This is a genomic window from Streptomyces sp. NPDC127177 (genome assembly GCF_042672475.1).
Taxonomy (GTDB): Bacteria; Actinomycetota; Actinomycetes; order Streptomycetales; family Streptomycetaceae; genus Streptomyces.
Genome location: NZ_JBHXUW010000013.1, coordinates 115552 through 137723, shown reverse-complemented (window position 1 = coordinate 137723; position 22172 = coordinate 115552). Strand labels below are relative to the sequence as shown.

General features: G+C 72.1%; 21 protein-coding genes. 8 read left to right on the top strand and 13 right to left on the bottom strand.

Features of this window, described 5'->3' with window-relative positions; translation table 11 throughout:
- Positions 1-220: 220 nt before the first annotated feature.
- From ACFVJX_RS11145 to ACFVJX_RS11115, 7 genes are all read right to left on the bottom strand, one after another.
- The gene (locus tag ACFVJX_RS11145) at positions 221-3595 is read right to left on the bottom strand and encodes a pyruvate carboxylase (protein ID WP_384131704.1); all 3375 of its coding nucleotides are present in this window, start codon (positions 3593-3595) and stop codon (positions 221-223) included.
- 182 nt (positions 3596-3777) lie between these two features.
- Positions 3778-4470, bottom strand: a complete 693-nt coding sequence (locus ACFVJX_RS11140; protein WP_384131707.1) for a hypothetical protein — start codon at positions 4468-4470, stop codon at positions 3778-3780.
- Between the two features lie 127 nt (positions 4471-4597).
- Positions 4598-5386, bottom strand: a complete 789-nt coding sequence (locus ACFVJX_RS11135; RefSeq protein WP_384131710.1) for an SDR family oxidoreductase — start codon at positions 5384-5386, stop codon at positions 4598-4600.
- A 36-nt stretch (positions 5387-5422) separates the two neighbouring features.
- Positions 5423-6496 carry an acyl-CoA dehydrogenase family protein gene (locus ACFVJX_RS11130; protein ID WP_384131713.1) on the bottom strand — a complete coding sequence of 358 codons (1074 nt, stop codon included), beginning with the start codon at positions 6494-6496 and terminating at the stop codon, positions 5423-5425.
- A gap of 25 nt (positions 6497-6521) precedes the next feature.
- Complete coding sequence (locus tag ACFVJX_RS11125) at positions 6522-7508, bottom strand: acyl-CoA dehydrogenase family protein (RefSeq protein WP_384131716.1); 987 nt, start codon at positions 7506-7508, stop codon at positions 6522-6524.
- Positions 7508-8683, bottom strand: coding sequence for an acyl-CoA dehydrogenase family protein (locus ACFVJX_RS11120; protein ID WP_384131719.1), 1176 nt, complete (start codon positions 8681-8683; stop codon positions 7508-7510). The genes ACFVJX_RS11125 and ACFVJX_RS11120 overlap by 1 nt, the downstream gene beginning before the upstream one ends.
- Positions 8683-9531 (bottom strand): enoyl-CoA hydratase, encoded by an 849-nt coding sequence (locus tag ACFVJX_RS11115; protein ID WP_384131721.1) that lies wholly within the window; start codon positions 9529-9531, stop codon positions 8683-8685. The genes ACFVJX_RS11120 and ACFVJX_RS11115 overlap by 1 nt, the downstream gene beginning before the upstream one ends.
- A gap of 46 nt (positions 9532-9577) precedes the next feature.
- On the opposite strand from ACFVJX_RS11115, the gene ACFVJX_RS11110 reads away from it, so the two are divergent.
- From ACFVJX_RS11110 to ACFVJX_RS11085, 6 genes are all read left to right on the top strand, one after another.
- Positions 9578-10744 carry an acyl-CoA dehydrogenase family protein gene (locus ACFVJX_RS11110; protein WP_384131723.1) on the top strand — a complete coding sequence of 389 codons (1167 nt, stop codon included), beginning with the start codon at positions 9578-9580 and terminating at the stop codon, positions 10742-10744.
- On the top strand, positions 10741-11526 hold the full coding sequence (locus tag ACFVJX_RS11105; RefSeq protein ID WP_384131726.1) for an SDR family oxidoreductase: 786 nt from the start codon (positions 10741-10743) through the stop codon (positions 11524-11526). Before ACFVJX_RS11110 ends, ACFVJX_RS11105 begins: the two co-directional genes overlap by 4 nt.
- A complete protein-coding gene (locus tag ACFVJX_RS11100; RefSeq protein WP_384131839.1) occupies positions 11523-11708 on the top strand; it encodes a hypothetical protein in 186 nt (61 codons plus the stop codon). Before ACFVJX_RS11105 ends, ACFVJX_RS11100 begins: the two co-directional genes overlap by 4 nt.
- A gap of 32 nt (positions 11709-11740) precedes the next feature.
- A complete protein-coding gene (locus ACFVJX_RS11095) occupies positions 11741-12898 on the top strand; it encodes an acetyl-CoA C-acetyltransferase (RefSeq protein ID WP_384131729.1) in 1158 nt (385 codons plus the stop codon).
- 146 nt (positions 12899-13044) lie between these two features.
- Entirely contained in the window at positions 13045-13842 is a 798-nt protein-coding gene (locus ACFVJX_RS11090; protein WP_384131732.1) for a FadR/GntR family transcriptional regulator, read from the top strand.
- On the top strand, positions 13839-14753 hold the full coding sequence (locus tag ACFVJX_RS11085) for a DUF4862 family protein (protein WP_384131734.1): 915 nt from the start codon (positions 13839-13841) through the stop codon (positions 14751-14753). Before ACFVJX_RS11090 ends, ACFVJX_RS11085 begins: the two co-directional genes overlap by 4 nt.
- A 66-nt stretch (positions 14754-14819) precedes the next feature.
- Here ACFVJX_RS11085 and ACFVJX_RS11080 read toward each other — a convergent pair whose 3' ends face one another.
- Positions 14820-16097 (bottom strand): MFS transporter, encoded by a 1278-nt coding sequence (locus ACFVJX_RS11080; protein WP_384131736.1) that lies wholly within the window; start codon positions 16095-16097, stop codon positions 14820-14822.
- Positions 16094-16702, bottom strand: a complete 609-nt coding sequence (locus ACFVJX_RS11075) for an ArsR/SmtB family transcription factor (RefSeq protein ID WP_384131739.1) — start codon at positions 16700-16702, stop codon at positions 16094-16096. Before ACFVJX_RS11075 ends, ACFVJX_RS11080 begins: the two co-directional genes overlap by 4 nt.
- A gap of 187 nt (positions 16703-16889) precedes the next feature.
- Between ACFVJX_RS11075 and ACFVJX_RS11070 the strand changes: the two genes are divergently transcribed.
- Positions 16890-17435, top strand: coding sequence for a GNAT family N-acetyltransferase (locus ACFVJX_RS11070; protein WP_384131742.1), 546 nt, complete (start codon positions 16890-16892; stop codon positions 17433-17435).
- Between the two features lie 74 nt (positions 17436-17509).
- Here ACFVJX_RS11070 and ACFVJX_RS11065 read toward each other — a convergent pair whose 3' ends face one another.
- From ACFVJX_RS11065 to ACFVJX_RS11050, 4 genes are read right to left on the bottom strand one after another with little or no spacing between them, the layout of a single operon-like run.
- Positions 17510-18559 carry an NAD(P)H-dependent flavin oxidoreductase gene (locus ACFVJX_RS11065; RefSeq protein WP_384131826.1) on the bottom strand — a complete coding sequence of 350 codons (1050 nt, stop codon included), beginning with the start codon at positions 18557-18559 and terminating at the stop codon, positions 17510-17512.
- Positions 18560-18573: 14 nt separating this feature from the next.
- Positions 18574-19353 carry a CoA-transferase subunit beta gene (locus tag ACFVJX_RS11060; protein ID WP_384131744.1) on the bottom strand — a complete coding sequence of 260 codons (780 nt, stop codon included), beginning with the start codon at positions 19351-19353 and terminating at the stop codon, positions 18574-18576.
- Positions 19350-20198, bottom strand: coding sequence for a CoA transferase subunit A (locus ACFVJX_RS11055; protein WP_384131829.1), 849 nt, complete (start codon positions 20196-20198; stop codon positions 19350-19352). The genes ACFVJX_RS11060 and ACFVJX_RS11055 overlap by 4 nt, the downstream gene beginning before the upstream one ends.
- A 14-nt stretch (positions 20199-20212) precedes the next feature.
- Positions 20213-20968, bottom strand: a complete 756-nt coding sequence (locus ACFVJX_RS11050; RefSeq protein WP_384131747.1) for an enoyl-CoA hydratase family protein — start codon at positions 20966-20968, stop codon at positions 20213-20215.
- A gap of 206 nt (positions 20969-21174) precedes the next feature.
- Between ACFVJX_RS11050 and ACFVJX_RS11045 the strand changes: the two genes are divergently transcribed.
- Positions 21175-22095: an SDR family oxidoreductase gene (locus ACFVJX_RS11045; RefSeq protein ID WP_384131750.1), complete on the top strand. Its 921-nt coding sequence runs from the start codon at positions 21175-21177 to the stop codon at positions 22093-22095.
- Positions 22096-22172 lie beyond the last annotated feature (77 nt).

The following is a 22172-nucleotide window of genomic DNA, read 5'->3' as shown; positions in this document are numbered from 1 at the left end:
AACGAGTACAAGAAGGCCGACAGCGACCACCTGCTGGAGACCACCGGCCGTGAGCTGCGCAAGCTCATGAGCTGGGTCAACGACGACGACGCGTAGGACGTGTTCCGAAAGCCCCGCCTGCCCCGCGGGCGGACGGCGCCGCTTTCGAAGCACGCCCCGGCCGTCTCCGGCCGCCGGACGTCCGGCCCCGCGCTTTTGGGGCCGGAGTCCGTCCGGTTGCTCAGGCGATCTCGATGAGCAGATCGCCGGCCTCGACCTGCTGGACCCGGCCGATCGCGAGGCGTCGCACCACCCCGGCGGCCTGTGCGGTGATCGAGGCCTCCATCTTCATCGCCTCGATGGTGGCCACGGTCTGACCGGCCGTCACCGATGCGCCCTCCTCGACCTGGAGGGTGACGACCCCGGCGAACGGCGCCGCGACATGGCCCTCGTCGGCGCGGTCCGCCTTCTCGGCGGCCTTGACCTCCGTGGCGACGGACTTGTCCCGCACCGACACCGGCCTCAACTGCCCGTTGAGGGTGGCCAGTACGCTGCGGAACCCGCGCTCGTCCGCCTCCGAGATGGCCTCCAGTTCGATGAGCAGGGTGACCCCGGGATCGAGCGTGACGGTGTGTTCGGTCTCCGTCTCCAGCCCGTACAGGAAGTCCTGGGTGGGCAGGACCGAGGTGTCGCCGTACGCCTCGCGGTGGGCCTCGAACTCCTTGGTCGGACCGGGGAAGAGCAGTCGGTTCAGGGTCGCCCGGGGCGACTTCTCCAGCCCTTCGCGGTCCTCGTCCGACAACTGCGGTGTCCGCGCCTTCTCCGGGCGGCCCTTCAGCGCACGGGTGCGGAACGGCTCGGGCCAGCCGCCCGGCGGGTCGCCCAGCTCACCGCGCAGGAAGCCGATCACGGAGTCCGGAACGTCGAACCTGCCCGGATCGGCCTCGAAGTCCGCCGCCCCGACCCCCGCGCCCACCAGGTGCAGCGCCAGGTCGCCGACCACCTTGGACGAGGGAGTCACCTTCACCAGCCGGCCGAGCATCCGGTCGGCTGCCGCGTAGCAGTCCTCGATGAGCTCGAAGCGGTCGCCCAGACCGAGCGCGATGGCCTGCTGTCGCAGGTTGGACAGCTGCCCGCCGGGGATCTCGTGGTGGTAGATCCGGCCGGTCGGCGAGGCGAGCCCCGACTCGAACGGGGCGTAGACCTTGCGGGTCGCCTCCCAGTACGGCTCCAGATCTCCGACTGCCTGGAGGGAGAGGCCCGTCGCACGGTCGGTGTGGTCGGTGGCGGCCACCAGCGCGGAGAGCGGGGGCTGGCTGGTCGTACCGGCCATGGAGGCGACCGCCGCGTCCACCGCGTCCACGCCCGCGTCGATGGCGGCGATCAGCGTGCCCAGCTGCCCGCCGGCGGTGTCGTGGGTGTGCAGGTGGACGGGCAGGTCGAACCGCTCGCGCAACGCGGTGACCAGGGTGCGCGCGGCGGGCGGGCGAAGCAGCCCGGCCATGTCCTTGATGGCGAGGACATGGGCTCCGGCGTCCACGATCTGTTCGGCCAGCCGCAGGTAGTAGTCCAGCGTGTACAGCCTCTCTCCGGGGTCGGAGAGGTCGGCGGTGTAGCAGAGTGCCACTTCGGCGACCGAGGTGCCCGTCGCGCGCACGGCGTCGATCGCCGGGCGCATCTGGGACACGTCGTTGAGGGCGTCGAAGATCCGGAAGATGTCCATCCCGGCGCTCGCGGCCTCGGCGACGAACGCCTCGGTGACCTCGGTCGGGTAGGGCGTGTAGCCGACGGTGTTACGGCCGCGCAGCAGCATCTGCGTGCAGATGTTGGGGACCGCCTCGCGGAGCTTCACCAGGCGCTCCCACGGGTCCTCGGCCAGGAAGCGCAGTGCCACGTCGTAGGTGGCGCCTCCCCAGCACTCCAGGCTCAGCAGCTCCGGAGTGGTCCGGGCGACATGCGGCGCGACGGTCAGCAGGTCACGGGTCCGTACCCGGGTCGCCAGCAGCGACTGGTGGGCGTCACGGAACGTCGTGTCGGTGACCGCGACGGCCGACTGGGCGCGCAGCTCCGCGGCGAAGGCCTCCGGACCGAGGGCCGCGAGACGCTGTCGCGAACCGGCCGGCGGTGTTCCGGTCGGAAGCGCGGGCAGCTTGTCCGCCGGATCGATGACGGCGGGGCGGGAACCGTAGGGCCGGTTGACGGTGGTCTCGGCGAGGTAGCCGAGCATCCGGCTGCCCCGGTCGGCGGACGGGCGGGCCCGGATCAGCTCCGGGTGCTCCTCGATGAAACTCGTCGTGATGTGTCCCGCCCGGAAGTCGGGCTGGTCCAGCACGGCGCCCAGGAAGGGCAGGTTGGTCGCCACGCCGCGGATGCGGAACTCCGCGATGGCCCGGCGGGCCCGGCGGGCCGCGTTGGTGAAGTCGTGTCCGTGGCAGGTGAGCTTGACGAGCATCGAGTCGAAGTGGGCGGACACCTCCGCGCCGGTGTGGACGGTGCCGCCGTCCAGCCGGACGCCGGGTCCGCCGGGGGAGCGGTAGGCGGAGATGGTGCCGGTGTCCGGCCGGAAGCCGTTGGCCGGGTCCTCCGTGGTGATGCGGCACTGCATGGCGGTGCCGTTGAGCGTGATGTCGTCCTGGGAGAGGTGCAGTTCGGGCAGGGTCATGCCCGCGGCGATGCGCAGCTGCGCGATCACCAGGTCGCGGCCTGTGACCTGTTCGGTCACGGTGTGCTCGACCTGGATGCGCGGGTTCATCTCGATGAAGACGTGGTTGCCGCGCTCGTCGACGAGGAACTCGACGGTGCCCGCGTTCACATAGCCGATGTGGCGTGCGAAGGCGACGGCGTCGGCGCAGATCCGCTCCCGCAGGGCCGGTTCGAGGTTCGGGGCGGGCGCGATCTCGACGACCTTCTGGTGGCGGCGCTGCAACGAACAGTCCCGCTCGTACAGGTGCACGACGTTGCCGTCGGCGTCGGCGAGGATCTGCACCTCGATGTGGCGGGGGTTGATCACCGCCTGCTCCAGGAAGACGGTGGCGTCACCGAACGCGGACCGGGCCTCGCGCATCGCCGCGTCGATCGCCTCGCGCAGCTCACCCGGCTCGGCGACCCGCCGCATACCGCGGCCGCCGCCACCCGCGACGGCCTTGACGAAGACCGGGAAGCCGATGTCCTCGGACGCGGCGACGAGAGCGTCGACGTCCTCCGAGGGGGCGGAGGACTTCAGCACCGGTACGCCGGCATCGCGGGCGGCCGCGACCGCACGGGACTTGTTCCCGGTCAGGTTCAGCACCTCTGCCGGCGGTCCTACGAAGGTGATGCCGGCCGCGGAGCACGCGGCCGCCAGGTCCGGGTTCTCCGAGAGGAAGCCGTAGCCCGGGTAGATCGCGTCCGCGCCCGCCTTCCGGGCGGCCTCGACGACCTCGTCGACCGAGAGATAGGCCCGCACGGGGTGACCGGGCTCCCCGATCCGGTAGGCCTCGTCGGCCTTGGCCCGGTGCAGTGAGTTGCGGTCCTCGTGGGGATACACGGCCACTGTGGAGATTCCGAGCTCGAACGCCGCGCGAAACGCGCGGATCGCGATCTCCCCACGGTTGGCGACCAATACCTTGTCGAACATCAAACTCCCCAGTCGTGTCACGAGCGCGTGGCGTCAGGACGGGCGATGTCGCACGGATACGCCGGTCGGCGTCCCGTGGTCACTCGGCGGTGGCGCAGTGCTCCGTGGCTTCCGGGGCCCGAAGCGTTCGACACCGTACCGGAGACCTACCCAGAGATCCCGGACACACGAGATGGTCTGCGTCACGTACGGAGCACCCGGGGATATCCCGGTTCATGGCGGTTCATCGCCGATCGGCCCCCGCCGGCACACCAACGCGGAGTGGTGCCGTTGTACGTGTGCGCGCCCGGCGGCCGGGACACATCGTGTGCCGACTTCGCCGGGCCGTGGAGCGTGTAGCGCCTGAATGGGGCGTCGCCCGCGCCGGCCACGTCGTGGGACGCGGCATCGGACCACTCGGTGATCACGATCGCGCGTGCCCCGTCGGACGTCAGGTGGACATGCGCCGCGAGCAGACCCGGCGCCGGCCCCACAACGCTCTCCGCGTCGACGGCCGCCACGGTGGTGACCACGAAGACCCCGGCCGGGCGCACCGCGTCGTGAACGACACTGCGGTGCAGGCGGGTCCGGTCGAGCCCCGGGCGTTCGATGCCCGGAACGAGGGTGTCGACCCGGCCGACCGAGTCGGCGCGATGCGCGCGGGCCCACGCCAGATGCTCTTCATCGCTGGTCCACTGGGCGTAGAAGAGCAGGCCCGTGCCGTCCGTGGAGAGGAAGACGTGTTGGGCCAGGCGTCCGGGCGGCGTTTCGGCAGCCGCCCATTCCTCGGTCACCGCGGCGGCGGCGGCGCGCGAACGCTCGGAGGTACCCGTGAGCCACTCACTCAGCAGGGCGGTACGGGCGGTGGGCTGCACGAGGTCGATGAAGCGTGTCATGACGCTCACCCTTCTGGCTCAACTGCGCTTGAGGTCAAGGGGGCCGCGCGGGACGGGGACCGTTGTCGCGACCGGCGCCCCCTTTCGGGCTCCGGGGAGCGAGCCCTCGCGTACCGCCCCGCCGCCCTCACCCCGGTCCGCCGGCAGCCTTCGCGGCGAGGTAGCGGGCGGGGAACTCACCGCCGCCGTGCACCGCGAGATCCGCCCCGTTGACGTACCCGGACAGTCCGCTCGCCAGGAACAGACAGGCCCGCGCGACATCGTCGGGTACCGCCATCCGCCGCATCGGGACGACCCCCGCCACCGCCGTCCCGCCGTCCGCGCCGTAGACCGACGCCGCGCTCGCGGTGCGGATCAGCCCCGTGGTGATGTGGTTGACGCGGACCGCGGGTGCCCACTCCAGGGCCAGCGCCTTCGTCAGGGCCAGCAGTCCAGCCTTGGCGGCCGTGTAGGCGGCGGTGCCTGGCTGCGGGTCATGGGCGGAGACACTGCCGATGTTGACGATCGAGCCACCGCCCTCCCGGGCGCGCATGGCGCGGTGGGCCGCCTGTGCCACATAGAACGGCGCGAGCAGATTGAGCGCGACGACCCTCTCGACGAAGCGTGGCGAGACGGTGGCCGCGTCGGCGTCCGGCGAGCCGCCCGCGTTGTTGACGAGTACGTCGAGCCGGCCGAAGCGCTCCACCGTGGCGTCCACCAACGCGGCCGCCGCCGCGGGATCCCGCACATCGGCGGGGACGAAGACCGCCTCCCGGCCCGCGGCCGCCGGCGCGGCGTCCGGGGCGGTGCGCCCGCAGACCACCACGTCCGCCCCGGCGCCGAGGAACGCCACGGCGATGGCGGCACCGATGCCCCTGGTGCCGCCGGTGACCAGCACCACGCGCCCCGAGAAGTCCAACGGGCTGTCGGTGTCCATGTGTTGTACGCCCCTTCGCCGGCTCTCGGAAACCGTTCATCGCACGGTCAGGCCGAGCCCGGCGGCGAGCCGGGCCCGGTGGTGCGCGGGCGGCCCGAACAACTCGCCCGCCCCGTGCGCCCGCTTGAAGTAGCGGTGCGCGTCGTGCTCCCAGGTGATCCCGATCCCGCCGTGCAGCTGGATCATCTCCCCGGCCACCGCCGAGAACGCCTCGGAGCAGACGGACTTGGCGACGGCCGCGGCCCGGGGGAGCGCGTCCGGGTCCTCGTCGGCCGCGAACGCGGCCCCGAGCGCCGCCGAACGCGCCGACTCCACCAGCACGTAGGCGTCCGCCAGCCGGTGCTTGACGGCCTGGAACGAGCCGATGGGCCGCCCGAACTGCACCCGGTCCCGGGCATGGGCGACGGTGATCTCCAGGCAGCGGCCGGCCGCGCCCGCCTGTTCGGCGGCGAGAGCCGTGCACGCCAGATCCCGTACGCGCTCCAGGCTCCGCGCGCCGTCGCCCTCCTCGCCCAGGAGACGGGCCTCGGCGGCCTCCAGCACCCAACGGGCCTGCGCCCGCGTGGTGTCCATGGTCACGACGGGTTCCCTGCGCACCCCGGCGGCGCCGGGCGCCACCTCGAAGAGCGACGGTCCGGCGGCCGTGCGGGCGGCGACGAGCAGAACGCCGATGTCCGGCCAGTCCAGTACGTGTTCCTTGACGCCGGTGATCAGCCAGCCGCCACCGGGGCCGGGCACGGCCCAGGCACGGACCGCCGCCACGTCCCAGGACCCCTGCTCGGCCCAGGCCAGTGCGCCCACCGAGCTGCCGTCGGCGAGTCCCGGCAACAGCCGCCCGCAGGCCGCCTCGTCACCGCAGGACAGCAACGCCCCCACCGTGAGCACCGCCGACCCCAGGCACGGCAGCGGGCTCAGGCTCCGTCCCAGCTCCTCCATCAGCACATGGACATCCCGTGCGCCGCCGCCCGCCCCGCCGTACTCTTCGGGTACGGCGAGGGCGGCTGCCCCGATCTGTCGGGTCAGCGGGCCCCAGGCGTCCGCGGACCGATGCCGTTCCAGCGACGACCGCACGGCCGAACGCAGCTCTTCCTGCTCCTCGGTCAGCCTCATCCGGGCCGCTCCCCTCGGTGTGCGCTCAGCCGGCCAGGACCCGGGCCCGGCACGCGGCCGGGGTTCCCCACGCGTCGCGCAGCGGGCGCGCCTTGCGGATCCACAGGGACAGGTCGAGCTCATCGGTGTAGCCCACCGCGCCGTGCAGTTGGAGGGCGGTGCGCGCCGCCCCGTACGCGGCCTCGCCCGCCGTGACCTTGGCCGCGGCGATGTCGCTGCCCGCCGCCTCGTCACCGGCGGCGAGCGCCAGCGCGGCGCCGTGCACCAGCGGTTCGGCGAACTCCAGTGCCAGCAGGGTGTCCGCCAGCCGGTGCTTGACCGCCTGGAACGAGCCGATCGCCCCCCCGAACTGGGTGCGCTGCCCGACGTGGGCGACCGTACGGGCGAGCAGGGTCCGGCCGACGCCGAGCGACTGGGCCGCCGTGGCCAGCGCGGCCACATCGGCCGCGTACCCGGCGGCGGCCGTCACCGAGGCGCCGCGCGCGAGGACTGTGCCGTCCGACGGCCGCGACAGCCGCCGCGCCGGATCGGCCGACGGCTGGACGGGGCCCGCCCCGGCGGCGATGCGCAGGATGTCCCCGTCCACCACGAACACCGGATCGGCCATGTCGGCATCGAGCGCGTACGGGCCGAGCGAGGTCAGGCAGAGGGAGGCGGCCGACTTGCCCGATGCGATGCCGGGCAGCCGCTCGGCGGCGACGCGCTCGTCGCCGAGGCGGTCCAGCAGGGCCGCCGCCGCGACCGTCTCGACGAGCGGCCCGGGCACGGCGTGCCTGCCCAGTACCTCGAAGGAGAGGGCGAGTTCGAGGGGCAGCGGCCCGAGTCCCTCGTGCCTCTCCGGTACCGCGAGCCCGAACACCCCGGCCTTGGCGAGCCGGGCCCAGACGGTCAGTCCCGGGCCGTGGTCGCCGCCGGCCCAGGACCGGATCGCGGCCGGGACATCGCAGGAGGTGAGCAGGCCGTCCAGTGAGCGGGTGAACTCGCGCTGTTCGGCGTCGGGGAAGAAGCGCATCACCGGCGTCCCTTCGGCAGTCCGAGCAGCCGCTCGGCGATGATGTCGCGCTGGATCTCGTTGGTGCCCGCGTAGACGGGCCCGGCCAGGGCGAAGGTGTAGCCCTCCGCCCAGCCGCCGCCGGCGGGGGAGTCGCCGGCGTGGTCGGCGAGTTCGCCGCACGGGCCGAGCAGATCGAGCGCCGTCTCGTGCAGGGCGATGTCCAGCTCCGACCAGTAGACCTTGTTGAGGCTGGAGGCCGCCCCGGCGGGTCCGCCCTCGTCGTGCAGGATCCGGGAGGCGCCCGCGTAGGAGTACAGCCGGTAGGCGCGGGCGCCGGTCACCGCGTCGGCGACCCGGTCGCGCAGCGCCGTGTCCGCCGGGTCACCGTGTTCACGCCACAGAGCGGCCAGCCGGTCGGCGGCGGCGGTGAACCGGCCCGGACTGCGCAGGGTGAGTCCGCGCTCGTTGCCCGTCGTGCTCATCGCGACCCGCCAGCCCTGTCCGGGCTCGCCGATGACGTCCTCGTCCGGGACGAACACCTCGTCCAGGAAGAGTTCGGCGAAGGCGGGCTTCCCGTCGAGCCGTCCGACGGGCCGTACGGTGACCCCGTCCGCGTCCAGCGGGAACATCAGATACGTCAGGCCCCGGTGCGGCCGGTCCGCGTCCGGATCGCTGCGGAACAGGCCGAAGGCCCGGTCGGCGAAGGCGGCCCGGGAGGACCAGGTCTTCTGGCCGTTGAGAAGCCAGCCGCCCTCGGTCCGCACGGCCACCGACTTCAGCGAGGCAAGGTCGGAACCGGCCTCCGGCTCCGACCAGGCCTGCGCCCAGATGACCTCGCCGCTCGCCATCGCGGGCAGGATCCGGGCTCGCTGCCCGGCCGTGCCGTGCTCGAAGAGGGTGGGGGCCAGCAGACTGATGCCGTTCTGGCTGACCCGGCCGGGCGCCCCGGCGGCGTAGTACTCCTCCTCGAAGACCAGCCAGCGCAGCAGGGAGACGCCGCGCCCGCCGAACTCCTCGGGCCAGGACACCACCGACCAGCGGTCGGCGGCGAGGGTGGCCTCCCACTCGCGGTGGGCGGCGAACCCCGCGGCGGTCTCCAGGGACGGCAGTGCGGTGGCCGGGACGTGGGCGGCCAGCCATTCGCGCGCCTCGGTACGGAACGCCTCGTCGGCCGCGTCGAAGTCGAGGTCCATCAGGCGCCGGCCTCCTTCATGGCCTGGATGTCCATGCCGCCGAGCGGGTCGGACGCGGTCTCGGCGTTGTGCGCGTGCGCCAGGTGGTGCAGGCCGAACACCGAGTCCATGCCGGTGTGCAGCCCTTGCAGGTCCTCGGCCTGGTTGACGGCGCGCTTCGTCAGGGCGAGGCCCAGGCGCGGCATCTCGGCGATGCGCAGCGCCAGTTCGCGCGTGCGCTCGGGCAGTTCCACCCGGGGCACGACCCGGTTGACCATGCCGACCTCGTAGGCGCGCCGTGCGCTCATCCGGTCGCCCGTGTAGAGGAACTCCTTGGCGATCCGTGGGGGCATCACCCAGGGGTGCGCGAAGTACTCGACGCCGGGGATGCCCATGCGGACCACCGGATCGGCGAAGAACGCGTCCTCCGAGGCGACGATCAGGTCGCACACCCAGGCGAGCATCAGCCCGCCGGCCACGCACGCGCCCTGCACGGAAGCGATAACCGGCTTGGGCAGCTCCCGCCACCGGCGGCACATCCCGAGATACACCTCGGACTCGCGGGCGAAGCGGCTCTCCGCCCCCTTCTTGTCCGAGTGGTCCCACCAGAGCCCCGCCCGGCGGTCGAACGGCAGATGGGCGTCCCGCTCCGGGGTGCCGATGTCGTGGCCGGCGGAGAAGTGCTCGCCGGCGCCGGCCAGCACCACGGCCTTCACCCCGCTGTCGTCCGCCGCGCGGTAGAACGCGCTGTCCAGGGCGTACGTCATCGCCGAGTTCTGCGCGTTGCGGTAGTCGGGCCGGTTCATGGTGACCGTCGCGACCGGGCCGCTCTTCTCGTAGCGCACCGGTTCGTCGTGGGCAGCGGGCATCGGCCACTCCTTCCCTAACAAGTGTTTGGTAGATTAACGTACCCCCATGAGCAGCGTCGAGGAGTTCCGCGCCGAGATCCGGGGCTGGCTGGCCGCCAACCTCACCGGTTCCTTCGCGGGTCTGCGCGGCCGGGGCGGCCCGGGGCGCGAGCACGAGGCCTTCGCCGAACGGCTCGGCTGGGAGCGGCACATGGCGGCCGATGGCTGGACGTGCGTGGGCTGGCCCGAGGAGCACGGAGGGCGCGGCGCCACCCTCGAACAGCAGGTCGCCTTCCACGAGGAGTACGCCCTCGCCGACGCCCCCGCGCGCGTCAACCACATCGGGGAACAACTGCTCGGCCCGACGCTGCTGGCCTTCGGCACGCCCGTGCAGCGGGCCAGGTTCCTGCCGCCGATCGTGGCCGTCGAGGAGCTGTGGTGCCAGGGCTACAGCGAGCCCGACGCCGGGTCCGACCTGGCCGGCGTGCGGACCAGGGCCGAGCGCGACGGCGAGGAGTGGGTGGTCACCGGGCAGAAGACCTGGACCTCACTCGCCCACGAGTCGCAGTGGTGCTTCGTGATCGCCCGCACCGAGCCCGGCGCCTCCCGCCACCGGGGCCTGTCCTATCTTCTGGTGCCGCTGGACGGGGCCGGCGTGGAGATCCGCCCCATCACCCAGCTGACCGGCACCTGCGAGTTCAACGAGGTCTTCTTCGACGGGGCCCGCACCCGCGCCGAGCACATCGTCGGTGGACCGGGCGACGGCTGGCGCGTGGCGATGGCCACCCTGGGTTTCGAACGCGGCGTCTCCACCCTCGGCCAGCAGGTCGGCTTCCGGCGCGAACTGGAGTCCCTCATCGCCCTGGCCCGGCGCAACGGCGCCGCCGACGACCCGCTGATCCGGGACCGGCTCGCCCGCGCCTGGACCGGTCTGGAGACCATCCGCTGCAACGCCCTGCGGATGCTCGACGGCGCCGCCGCCGGCGCACCCGGCCCCGAGGCGTCCATCGGCAAGATCTTCTGGGCCACCTGGCACCGGGAACTGGGTGAACTCGCCATGAGCGTCCTCGGCGCCGGCGGCATGACCGCGCCCGGCGAACCGTACAAACTCGACGACTGGCAGCGGCTGTTCCTCTTCTCCCGCGCAGACACCATCTACGCCGGGTCCAACGAGATCCAGCGCAACATCATCGCCGAGCGCGTCCTCGGCCTGCCCAAGGAGATCCGCCCGTGAGCACCCAGCCGGCCTACGTAGCAGGGCACTTCCTCCTCCGCGGGCGCACCGCGGTGATCACCGCGGCAGCCGGCTCCGGGATCGGCGGGGCGACGGCCCGCAGGTTCCTGGAGGAAGGTGCCCGGATCGTCATCGGTGACGCCCACGCACGCCGGCTGGGGGAGAGCGCCGCCGCACTCGCCGAGGAGTTCGGCGCGGAGAACGTGGCCGCACTGCCCTGCGACGTCACCGACCAGGAACAGGTCGACGCACTCTTCGCGTTCGCCGCCGCGAGCCACGGCGGTCTGGACATCATCGTCAACAACGCGGGCCTCGGCGGCACGTGCGACCTCCTCGACATGACCGACGAGGAGTGGTCGAAGGTCCTCGACGTCACCCTGACCGGCACCTTCCGCTGCACCCGAACCGCCCTGCGCCACCTCAAGGACGGCGACACCGGGGGCGTCGTCGTCAACAACGCATCCGTCGTCGGCTGGCGCGCCCAGCGCGGCCAGGCCCACTACGCCGCCGCGAAGGCCGGCGTCATGGCCCTGACCCGGTGCGCGGCCCTGGAGGCCGCCGACTTCGGCGTCCGGGTCAACGCCGTCGCGCCCAGCCTCGCCATGCACCCGCATCTGGTGAAGGTCACCACCCCCGACCTGCTGGCCGAGCTCACCGAACGCGAGGCCTTCGGCCGGTATGCGGAGCCCTGGGAGATCGCCAACGTGATCGTCTTCCTGGCCAGCGGCTATTCCTCGTACATGACGGGGGAGACCGTCTCCGTCAGCAGCCAGAGGGCGTGAGTGTCACCGCCGGTGCCGAGCGGGCGTTCCGCGGCGACCCGGACGTCCGGCTCGCCCACCGGTTCATCCGCGACACCGTCCGGCCCGCCGCCTCCTGCTACCGCCCCGATGGCACCCACAGCCCGGAGAGCGCCCGCCAGTACCTGTCCCATGACCCTCGAAGACATCACACCCGGACCTGACCGAGCGTCATTTCTCGTACGGAGGAGCAGTCATGACCGAGGCCTACATCGTCGAAGCGGTACGCACCCCGGTCGGCCGGCGCAAGGGCGGGCTCGCCGCCGTCCACCCCGCCGACCTCGGGGCCCACGTCCTCAAGGCGCTGGTCGAACGCACCGGCGTCGACCCCGCGGCCGTGGAGGACGTCGTCTTCGGCTGCCTTGACACGGTCGGCCCCCAGGCCGGCGACATCGCCCGTACGGCGTGGCTCGCCGCCGGCCTCCCCGAGGAGGTGCCGGGCACCACCGTCGACCGCCAGTGCGGCTCCTCCCAGCAAGCCGTCCACTTCGCCGCCCAGGGCGTGCTGTCCGGCACCCAGGACCTGGTCGTCGCGGGCGGCACCCAGAACATGTCGATGATCCCCATCGCCTTCGCCAGCCGTCAGGCCGCCGAACCGCTCGGGCTGACCGAGGGCCCGTACGCGGGCTCGGAGGGCTGGCGCGCCCGCTACGGTGACGCGCCCGTCAACCAGTTCCACGGCGCCGAACTCATCGCGGAGAAGTGGGACATCACCCGCGAGGACATGGAGGAGTTCGCCCTGCGCTCGCACCGGCGGGCCCTGCGCGCCATCGACGAGGGCCGCTTCGCCCGCGAAACCGTCTCCTACGGCGGTGTGACGGCGGACGAGGGGCCGCGCCGCGACACCTCGCTGGAGAAGATGGCCGGTCTCGCACCGGTGGTCGAGGGCGGCCGGCTGACCGCCGCGGTCTCCTCGCAGGTCTCCGACGGCGCCGCGGCCCTGCTCATCGCCTCCGAGCGGGCCGTCGCGGAACACGGCCTGACGCCCCGCGCCCGTATCCACCACCTCTCGGTGCGGGGCGAGGACCCGATCCGGATGCTCTCCGCGCCCATCCCGGCGACGGCGTACGCGCTGAAGAAGGCGGGTATGTCCATCGGGGACATCGACCTGGTGGAGATCAACGAGGCCTTCGCGCCGGTCGTACTGGCCTGGCTGAAGGAGACCGGGGCCGACCCGGACAGGGTCAACGTCAACGGCGGCGCCATCGCGCTCGGCCACCCGCTCGGCGCCACCGGTGCCAAGCTGATGACGACATTGCTGCACGAACTGGAGCGCACCGGCGGCCGCTACGGTCTCCAGACCATGTGCGAGGGCGGCGGCCAGGCCAACGTCACCGTCATCGAGCGCCTCTGAACGCCTCTGAACACCTTTTGAACACCTTTGGGCACCACTGAACGTCGCCGACCACCACTGAGCGGCTCAGAACGTCTCGGATCGGAACATCTGATGTCTGATCTTAGGTAGGGTCACCCCCAGGACGGCGAACCGAGGGGGACAAGATGGCTGCTGCGCAGCGGAGCGTCAGAGCGCTCACGCCCGACGCGTCGCCCGGGAGGAGCGCCTCCAGGCGGGCGACCACCACCGGCCAGATCAAGGACTTCATCCTGGCCGAGGGCCTGCGCCCCGGAGATCTGCTGCCCACCGAGACCGAGCTCTGCGAACGCCTGGGTGTCTCCCGCTCCAGCGTGCGGGAAGCGGTTCGTACCCTGTCGACGCTCGGCATCGTCGACGTGCGCCACGGTCACGGCACGTATGTGGGCGCCATGTCGCTCGACGCCCTCGTCGAGATGCTCGTCTTCCGCGGGGTGCTGAGTCCGGGTGACGACCTGCGCGCACTGCGCGACGTGGTCGAGATCCGCCAGGTGCTCGACCACGGCATGGCGGAGCGCATCGTGGCGAGCCTGGCGGGCACGTCCAACCCCGGTCTGCACGCGCTGGTGGACGAGATGGTCGCCGTGGCCGCCGAAGGACGGACCTTCCCGGAGCAGGACCGCGCGTTCCACACCGGACTGCTGGCGCGGCTGGACAACGCGCTGGTCGGGCAGCTGGTCAGCGCGTTCTGGGAGGTGCACACCGTGGTGGTACCCACCCTGGGGCTCTCCGTCGCGGCCGACATGGATCAGACGGCGCGAGCGCACGGGCTCATGCTCGACGCCGCCGAGGCGGGCGACGCCCGTGCCTTCCATGCTGCGGTCACCTCCCACTACGACCCGATCGGCAAGGCGCTCGGCGTCCCGCCGGACGCGGCACCGCGGCACCGCCCGACAGACATCAGCACTGGAGACCCGACACCATGAACTCAGAACGGCCCGTCGCTCTGGTGGGCGCGTACGCGGCGCTGCCCTCACTCCGTGCCGACCAGGAACACTTCTACGACGGGCTCGCCGACCGGGGACTCGCCGACGGGCTGGAGATCCCGTTCCGCGACGACCTCGGTGCGGACATCCGTTGGCTGGCCGCCCAGGTGCGTGGCCGTTTCACCCGCTCGGTGATCACCCTCATCCCCGGCACGATGGCGCGTGTGGGGGCCTCGGGCACCTTCGGACTCGCCTCCGGGGACCAGGACGGCCGACGGGCGGCGCTCGACTTCCTCGGTGCGGCTCGCATCGCCGCCGAGGAGCTGAACCAGCTCACGGGCGAGCAGTCGGTCTCCGCCATCCACATCCACACCGCGCCCTCGACGACGGCGGTGGCCGGGATGTTCGCCCGCTCTCTCGGTGAGATCGCGGCGAGCGCACCCGCCGCGGGTGCCTGGTCCACCCGGCTCGTCCTGGAGCACTGCGACGCGTACGCGCCGACCGTCCCGGGCGAGAAGCGGTTCCTTCCGCTGGAGGACGAGATCCCCCTCGCCCGCGAAGGAGGGATCGGCATCACCATCAACTGGGGCCGTTCGGCGATCGAGGCGCAGGACCCCGGCCGGCCGCTCGCCCAGATCGGCCGGCTCGCCGCCGAGGGGCTGTTGGAGGGCGTCATGTTCTCCGGCGCAGGCCCGACCGCGAACGGCTTCGGAGGACCGTGGGCGGACGCGCACCTGCCCCTCACCGAGGACGAGCCCACCTCCCTCATGGACGCCGAGGCGGTACGCCGTTGCCTGCGGGCGGCCGAAGGCGCGTTCTCCTATGCGGGGGCGAAGATCCAGGCTCCCGGCGATGCCACGGTCGATGAGAGGCTCACGGCGGTGGGCCACGTCATGCGGCTCCTCCCCTGAGGCACATCGTGCGGCTCCTGCCCTGAGGGCTGTCCACGGCACTCCCTCGCCCCTTGCCGAACCGCATCAACTGGCCGCGTCCGTGGCCTTTTCCGGGGTCAGGGAGTGGATGCGAGGTATGGGCGAGGGCAGCAGCCACAGCAACGAGAGCGCTCCGCCGACAGCAGCGACGAGGAGCGTGGCCCTCAGCCCGACGACGGTGGCCAGGAGGCCGCCGACGACGGCACCGACGGGGCGTATCCCGTAGTTGACCGTGCTGTACGCGCCGGCCACACGACTGCGCAGTCCGTCCGGGATCACGGTGGTCTGGAGGGCGTTGAGGTTGACGTCGAACAGCATCACACCGAAGCCGGACAGGAACTGGTACGCGGCCAGGGCCCCGGCGCCGAACCCGGCCGGGCCGTGCGCGAGGGCGGCGATGGCGATCGGCGCGGGAAAGAGGACCGCGCCCACGACGATGCTGCGCCCCACCCCGAAGCGTCGGGAGAGGCTCGGAGCGGCCAGGGCGCCGAGGAGCGAACCCGTCGCGCCGACGCCGAAGGCGAGACCGATGACTCCCGGGGACAGTCCGAGGTCCCGGCTGGCGAACAGCACGATCAGTCCGCTGCCCGCGATGAAGGTGAAGAAGTTGACGGTCGCCGCACAGCCGAGACCGGCGCGCAGCACCGGGTGGCGGACCACGAGCGCCAGCCCTTCCCTGGCACGCCGCACCATCGTGGTCGCCGTGGCATCGGCCGCGACCGGCGGTTCGTCGACCGGGACGCGGCGGATCAGGGCCGCCGATGCCAGGAAGGTCAGGGCATCGACGACGAGGGTCACGGGAGCGGTGAAGATCTGGATCAGCGCGCCACCGACGGCGGGACCGGCGACATACGACGCGGAGCGGCTCGCGCTGAGCCTGCTGTTCGCCTCCACGTAGGAGGCGCGCGGCACGAGGCCCACGAAGAACGGGGGATAGGCGGTGTTGAACAGCACTCCTGCCGCGCCCATGAGCAGGGCGACGACATAGAGCTGGCCGAGCGTCACCGCCTCCAGCAGGTAGGCCGCCGGAACGCTGAGCAGCGCCGCGGCGCGCACCAGATCGGCGAGGATCATCAGCCGGCGCTTGCCGGCCCGCTGGTCGACCCATGCGCCCAGGAACATCGCGAGCAGGTTCGGGGTCCAGATGAGGGCTGTCAGCCACGCCACCTGGTTGGCAGAGGCGTTCAGGGCGCCGAGGGCGATCAACGGCAGTGCCAGTTCGGTGATCCGGTCGCCGAACTGCGAGACGGTGTGGCCCGCCCAGAACCGTCGGAACCCCCGGTCCCGCCACAGCGATATCGCAGCGCTGGGCCCCGGTTTCACGGCGCCTGCCCGGGCTGCTCCTGGGCACTTTCCGGCAGAACGTAACGCAGCAGCTGGACGCCACGGCCGTCGGACGGCCGCTCGGTCTCCTCGCGTGTGACGTACGGGGCGAGGAGGCGCTCGATCCCGTCCTCGATGGCGGCGAGTTCCTCGGGGGAGACGACGACGCGGGTGCCTGCCAGCCCCGCCAGCCTCTGCCATTCCGGTTCGAGCGCGGGCTCCACCTCCGCCGCCCACCGGCTCGGCAGCTCCGCATGGTGCAGGAACATCTGCTGCGACAGGACGCGCGCGGCCGACCGGCCCTCCTCGTCAGCCGGATCCCGCGGCATCTCGAACCGGAAGCCGCGTGCCACCGCCTCCCACCGCCGCTGGCGACGGTCGGGGCCGGGTTCGCTGTCGCGAACCAGCCCGAAGCCGGCCAGATGACGCAGGTGCCAGCTGGTCACCGACGGCGTCGCCCCCACGTCGGGCGCGAGCTGCGTCGCGGTGGCGGGCCCGTGCCGACGCAGGTGGTCGAGGATCGCCAGCCGCACCGGGTGCGCCAACGCCCGCATCGCTTGCGGATCACTGATCTCGATATCGCCCAGGCGATTGCTGGAGTCCATGGTGTGAGAGTCTCCTCTCACAATATGTGAGAGTCAACTCTCACATCGGCACGGTGAGTAAAAGGGACGGGCAACAGGGGCGGGCGCAGGTGTGGCAACAACAGTGAACGGCAGAGGGGCCCGCGGGGGCTTCCGTCGTCCGCCTTTCTCTTGATCCCCTCCGAGCCCGCCGAGTAGGTTGGGCCGCGTGACCGACCCCAGAGCCCTCGACTGGCCACCTGCCCCGGTCAGGACCGACCGGCTCGTACTCCGCGCGTCCGAAGCCCGGGACCGTGCGGCGGTCATCGAGCTGAACGCCTCGCCGGAAGTGGGTACTTACCTCGGTGGTCCTCGACCGCGTGCCGAGCTCGAACGCACGTTGCCCGAGGTACCCGGGCGGCGTCCCGGCTTCTTCGTGATCGATCTCGACGGGACGCCGATCGGCACGATCATGCTCGATCCGCACGCGGAGGGTCCAGGACACATCCGTCCAGACCTGGGGAAGACCGAGCTCGGCTACCTCTTTCTGCCACGGGCGTGGGGGTTCGGGTACGCCACCGAGGCGTGCGCGGCTGCCCTCGACTGGTTCGCCGGAGCCCTTCCCGGCGAAGCGGTGGTGCTCCGCACCCAGACCGCCAACCAGCGCTCGATGCGCCTCGCGGCAAAGCTTGGGTTCATCGAGGTGGAACGGTACGAGGACTTCGGCGCAGAGCAGTGGTTCGGCATGTGGACCCCGGTCGCGCCGCCCGCTTGAGCTCGTGTCCGACGGCGCGGATCCACCGCGCCGTCGGACGGTCCGGGACGTGACTCCGTACCTGCGGGAGGGGGTCAGCCCACCCCCGGCAGGGCCTTCAGTGCCGCTCGCGCGTCGGCCATGATCCTCTCGACCAGTTCCGCGCAGGACGGCAGATCGTCGATCAGACCCGCCACCTGCCCCGACGCCATCACCCCGATGTCCGTACGTCCCTCGACCAGGGAGGCCCTGAGAAGCATCGGAGTGTTGGCGGCCAGCAGCACCTGACTCCAGGACAGTTCCCGCCCGTGCTTCATCGCCAGGCCGTCGCGGATCAGCTGCGGCCAGCTCGCACCGGACTCCTTGCGGAACGCCGAGGCATGCCGTACCGCCCTCAGCAGGGAGGCCGCACGGCCGGACCGCTCCAGGGAATCGACCATGCCGGTGCGGAGCATGCGGTGCGGCAGGCCGTCCACCCGGTCGGTGACCGTGATGTCCTTGACGGTCGCGGCCAGGTACTTCGCCTTCACCGCCGTCGGGACCGTGCTGTCGGATGTGAGCAGGAAACGCGTCCCCATCCCGATGCCCGCTGCCCCGAAGGCGAGCGCGGCCACCAGGCCGCGGCCGTCCTGGAAGCCGCCCGCCGCGATGACCGGAATGCCGACGGCGTCTACCACCTGGGGGAGGAGCACGGTGGTGGCCACGTCGCCCGTGTGTCCGCCGCCTTCACCACCCTGCACCATCACCGCGTCGGCGCCCCACGCGGCGACCTTCTCCGCGTGCCGCCGGGCGCCCACGGACGGGATGACGACGACACCCGCGTCCTTGAGCCGTGCGATCAGCTCCTTCGACGGGGCGAGGGCGAACGATGCCACCCGCACGCCCTCGTCGATCATGATCCGCACCCGCTCGTCCGCGTCCCCGGCGTCCGCCCGCAGATTGACCCCGAACGGCGCGTCCGTACGGGACTTGACCTCGCGGACCGCCGCCCGCAGCTGCTCCACGGTCATCGTCGCCGAGGCCAGGATGCCCAGCGCTCCGGCGTTCGCGGAGGCGGACACCAGCCGGGGACCGGCCACCCAGCCCATCCCGGTCTGCACGATCGGGTGCCGCACCCCGGTCAGCTCGGTGAGCGCGGTCGGCAACAGCGCGGTGCCCGTCATGCCGGGACCTCGCGCGCGCGGAGCCGCTTCGGGTCGATGACCTCGCGGACCAGCCGGAGTTCCGTCTCCGTGGGGTCCCGGGTCAGCGGCACCTCATCGGGCACGGTGAGGGCGAACCCGGTTGCCTCGGCCACCTGTTGGACACTCACCCCGGGGTGCACGGATCGCAGCCGCATCGTCCGGTCGGGCGTCTCGAAGTCGAAGACGCCCAGATCGCTGATGACTTCGGGGACGCGGTGGTAGCGGGTCGCCGACGCCCCGGCCGCCGCCGCGCGCTCGTACCCGACGCCGCTGACCATGTCGACCTGCTCCACGAACACCCGGGTCGAATGCTTGGGCACCCAGTAACTCGTAGGATTGTTGAGGGTGTTGACGGGTGCGCCGCGCACCCCGAGCAGCTGCCGGGAGGGCCTGGCCCAGTCTCCGATGCAGGAGATGTTCTGGTTGCCGTGCCGGTCGATCTGGCTGGCTCCCATCATCACGTGCCGGCGGCCGGTCGCGGTCAGCGTCAGGTGCTGACGGAACGGCAGCCACCCCTCGATGATCCCCGGCTCGCACCCCAGGGCGGCCGTGTCCGCCATCAGCAGTGCCTCCCCGTCGGTCAGGAGCAGATCGGGGGAGAAGGTGAGCCTCGCCAGGCGCGCCCCGATCGCCGGGACGGTGCCCATCGGGCTGGCCAGGATCTCGCCCGCGTTCCGCCACGCCTCGGCGCAGGCCACCACGCAGTACTCGGCGCGGCTCGCCGGCGCGAGGCCGGTGCTCTCGGTGCCGCTCATGCTTCCTCCTGGTGGAACGCGGCGACGGCGGCCTGGTAGGCGGCTTCGTCCCCGGACAGGAACCGTTCGGCGAAGGCGGGCCAAGCCCCGGGGTCCCGGGCGGCCCGGACGTAGGCGCGCTGGAAGGCCTCGTCCCGGTCGTGCTCGGGCACGCAGGACGTGAAGTGCGCGCCGTTCGGCGTCTCGACGACCCCGTCCACGAACAGCCGCTTGACCAGCAGGGTCTGCGGGCCGTGCTCCTTCAGTAGATCCGCCGTCTCCACGATCCGTTCGCAGGAGACGTAGGCGTGATCGGCGGCCTCGCAGAACAGATCGTCGAAGTACGGGTCCGGGCCCAGGTACTGGCCGTTGCCCTGGGCGTCCGCACGGTTCAGATGGACCAGTGCCGCGTCCAGACGCAGAGCCGGGGCCGCGATCAGCCTCTCCCCGTCCTCGTAGGGAGAAGTAACCGTACGGAGGGCCGGGTTGACCTCCATCAGATCCGAACCGAGCCCGGCCCGCACCGGCATGAACGGCAGACGCTGCGCACCCGCCGTCAGGCTCCACATCATCATCGCCTCGTCGAGTTCGACCATCTCGAACGCGCCGCGCTGCCGGGCCGCGGTGAAGTGCGGCTCCAGGGGTATGGAGTCCAGCGTCGCGAACGCCGCGACCAGTTTGCGGATCCGCCCCGCGGCGGCGAGCAGGCCGACGTCCGGTCCGCCGTACGACACCACGGTCAGATCGGTGACGTCCGAGCGCAGCAGCGCCCGGACCAGGGCCATCGGTTTGCGGCGCGAGCCCCAGCCGCCGATGCCGACCGTCATGCCGCTCTCCAGGCGGCCGACGACGTCGTCGGCCGTCATGGTCTTGTCCTGTGTCACGTCTGCTGCTCCTTGTCCGTGCCGAAGGTGTCGCGCACGCGGCCGGCGACGCCACTGAGGTTGGCCTCGAAGGTGAAGCCCTGCTCGAAGCGGTAGCTGCGGCGCACATCCACGGGGTCGATGCCGTTGATGGCGGCCTTGGCCAGCCGGATGAGGTACCCGTCCTTGGCGGCGATCTCCCGGGCCAGCTCCAAGGCGGAGCCGGCCAGCCGGTCACGCGGGACGACGCTCCACACCGAGCCGTGCCCGTGCAACTCCTGGGCCGTGACGGTGCGCGAGGTGTAGTACAGGGTCCGCATCAGATGCTGTGGGACCAGCCGGGCCAGATGCGTGGCCGCGCCGAGCGCTCCCCGGTCCAGCTCCGGGAGTCCGAAGGTGGCGTCGTCACTGGCCACGATCGCGTCCGCGTTGCCCACCAGGCCGATGCCGCCGCCCAGGCAGAAGCCCTGAACGGCCGCGACCACCGGGACCTCGCACTCGTAGACCGCGGCGAAGGCCTCGAAACACCCCCGGTTGGCGCCGATCAGCGCCTCGGGCCCGTCCGTGCGCTGCATCTCCTTGATGTCCACGCCCGCGTTGAACCCGCGGCCCTCGGCGGTGAGGACCACGCACCGGACCCCGGGGTCGGCCCCGGCGGCGCGCACCGCGGCGGCGAGGTCGTACCAGCCCCGCACGGGCAGGGCGTTGACCGGGGGGAAGTCCACGCCGACGACGGCGACGCCCTCTTGCGGGGCGGAGGTGGAGACACCCATGAGCGGATCAGCTACCTTTCCACCTAACGTTTGTTAGATTCAACGTAGCAGCGATACGAACTCCACGGGAGGGCGTCTCTCCACTCGGCAACCCCGGCGCCCCGCCCCCGTAAGCGGCCCGTCTCCACGCCCCTCGCCCACATCTCCTCGCACACCTCCCACCTCCCATCGCTCACCTCCCACCTCCCATCGAAAGGACACTCGTCATGACCTCATCGACCGCTCTGTGTTCCGGACGCGTCGCCGTCGTCACCGGCGCCGGCCGTGGGCTCGGCCGCGCCCACGCGCTGGCGTTCGCCGCCGAGGGTGCGAGGGTCGTCGTCAACGACCTCGGTGTGGGGCTCGACGGCTCGGGCGCCGCCACCGGCCCCGCCCAGCGGGTGGTCGAGGAGATCCGCGCGGCGGGCGGCGAGGCGGTCGCGCACGACGGCGACATAGCCACCGCCGACGGCGCCGCATCCCTGGTCTCGACCGCGCTCGACACCTTCGGCAGGCTGGACACCCTCGTCAACAACGCCGGGTTCCTCCGCGACCGGATGCTCGTCAACCTGGACGAGGGCGACTGGGACGCGGTGACGCGCGTCCATCTCAGGGGTCACTTCCTGCCGCTCAAGCACGCGGCGGCGCACTGGCGTGCCGAGGCGAAGGCGGGCCGGGCCCCCGAGGCCAGGGTCGTCAACACCAGCTCCGGAGCCGGGCTGCTGGGCAGCGTCGGCCAGGGCGGCTACTCCGCCGCCAAGGCCGGGATCATCGCCCTGACCCTGGTGGCCGCCGCGGAGATGGGCCGCTACGGAGTGCAGGTGAACGCGATCGCCCCGGCCGCCCGGACCAGGATGACGGAGGAGACCTTCGCGGCGACCATGACCGCGCCCGGAGAAGGGGCCTTCGACGCGATGGCCCCGGAGAACGTCTCGCCGCTCGTCGTGTGGCTGGGCTCCGCCGCCTGCGCCGGGGTCAGCGGCCGGGTCTTCGAGGCCGAGGCCGGACGGATCACAGTGATGGAGGGCTGGCGCCCCGGCCCCACCGCCGACAAGGGGGCCCGGTGGAGTCCGGCCGAGGCCGGGGCGGCCGCCTCCGAACTGCTCGCCTCGGCCGAGACGCCCCAACCGGTGTACGGGGCGCGCTGACGCCGTACGCGCTGTGTGGCGCGACTGGGGTGCGGGCGAATAATCATTCCGGTTTGTCCTATGGGGTCCGGTACGCG

What these genes read in the sequence shown, in the direction of transcription:
- ACFVJX_RS11095 (WP_384131729.1), top strand. Translation starts at nt 11,741, where the DNA reads ATGACCGAGGCCTACATCGTCGAAGCGGTACGCACCCCGGTCGGCCGG.
- ACFVJX_RS11090 (WP_384131732.1), top strand. Translation starts at nt 13,045, where the DNA reads ATGGCTGCTGCGCAGCGGAGCGTCAGAGCGCTCACGCCCGACGCGTCG.
- ACFVJX_RS11050 (WP_384131747.1), bottom strand. Translation starts at nt 20,968, where the DNA reads ATGGGTGTCTCCACCTCCGCCCCGCAAGAGGGCGTCGCCGTCGTCGGC.
- ACFVJX_RS11055 (WP_384131829.1), bottom strand. Translation starts at nt 20,198, where the DNA reads ATGACGGCCGACGACGTCGTCGGCCGCCTGGAGAGCGGCATGACGGTC.
- ACFVJX_RS11135 (WP_384131710.1), bottom strand. Translation starts at nt 5,386, where the DNA reads ATGGACACCGACAGCCCGTTGGACTTCTCGGGGCGCGTGGTGCTGGTC.
- ACFVJX_RS11140 (WP_384131707.1), bottom strand. Translation starts at nt 4,470, where the DNA reads ATGACACGCTTCATCGACCTCGTGCAGCCCACCGCCCGTACCGCCCTG.
- ACFVJX_RS11125 (WP_384131716.1), bottom strand. Translation starts at nt 7,508, where the DNA reads ATGCGCTTCTTCCCCGACGCCGAACAGCGCGAGTTCACCCGCTCACTG.
- ACFVJX_RS11060 (WP_384131744.1), bottom strand. Translation starts at nt 19,353, where the DNA reads ATGAGCGGCACCGAGAGCACCGGCCTCGCGCCGGCGAGCCGCGCCGAG.
- ACFVJX_RS11120 (WP_384131719.1), bottom strand. Translation starts at nt 8,683, where the DNA reads ATGGACCTCGACTTCGACGCGGCCGACGAGGCGTTCCGTACCGAGGCG.
- ACFVJX_RS11075 (WP_384131739.1), bottom strand. Translation starts at nt 16,702, where the DNA reads ATGGACTCCAGCAATCGCCTGGGCGATATCGAGATCAGTGATCCGCAA.
- ACFVJX_RS11115 (WP_384131721.1), bottom strand. Translation starts at nt 9,531, where the DNA reads ATGCCCGCTGCCCACGACGAACCGGTGCGCTACGAGAAGAGCGGCCCG.
- ACFVJX_RS11045 (WP_384131750.1), top strand. Translation starts at nt 21,175, where the DNA reads ATGACCTCATCGACCGCTCTGTGTTCCGGACGCGTCGCCGTCGTCACC.
- ACFVJX_RS11085 (WP_384131734.1), top strand. Translation starts at nt 13,839, where the DNA reads ATGAACTCAGAACGGCCCGTCGCTCTGGTGGGCGCGTACGCGGCGCTG.
- ACFVJX_RS11145 (WP_384131704.1), bottom strand. Translation starts at nt 3,595, where the DNA reads ATGTTCGACAAGGTATTGGTCGCCAACCGTGGGGAGATCGCGATCCGC.
- ACFVJX_RS11110 (WP_384131723.1), top strand. Translation starts at nt 9,578, where the DNA reads ATGAGCAGCGTCGAGGAGTTCCGCGCCGAGATCCGGGGCTGGCTGGCC.
- ACFVJX_RS11130 (WP_384131713.1), bottom strand. Translation starts at nt 6,496, where the DNA reads ATGAGGCTGACCGAGGAGCAGGAAGAGCTGCGTTCGGCCGTGCGGTCG.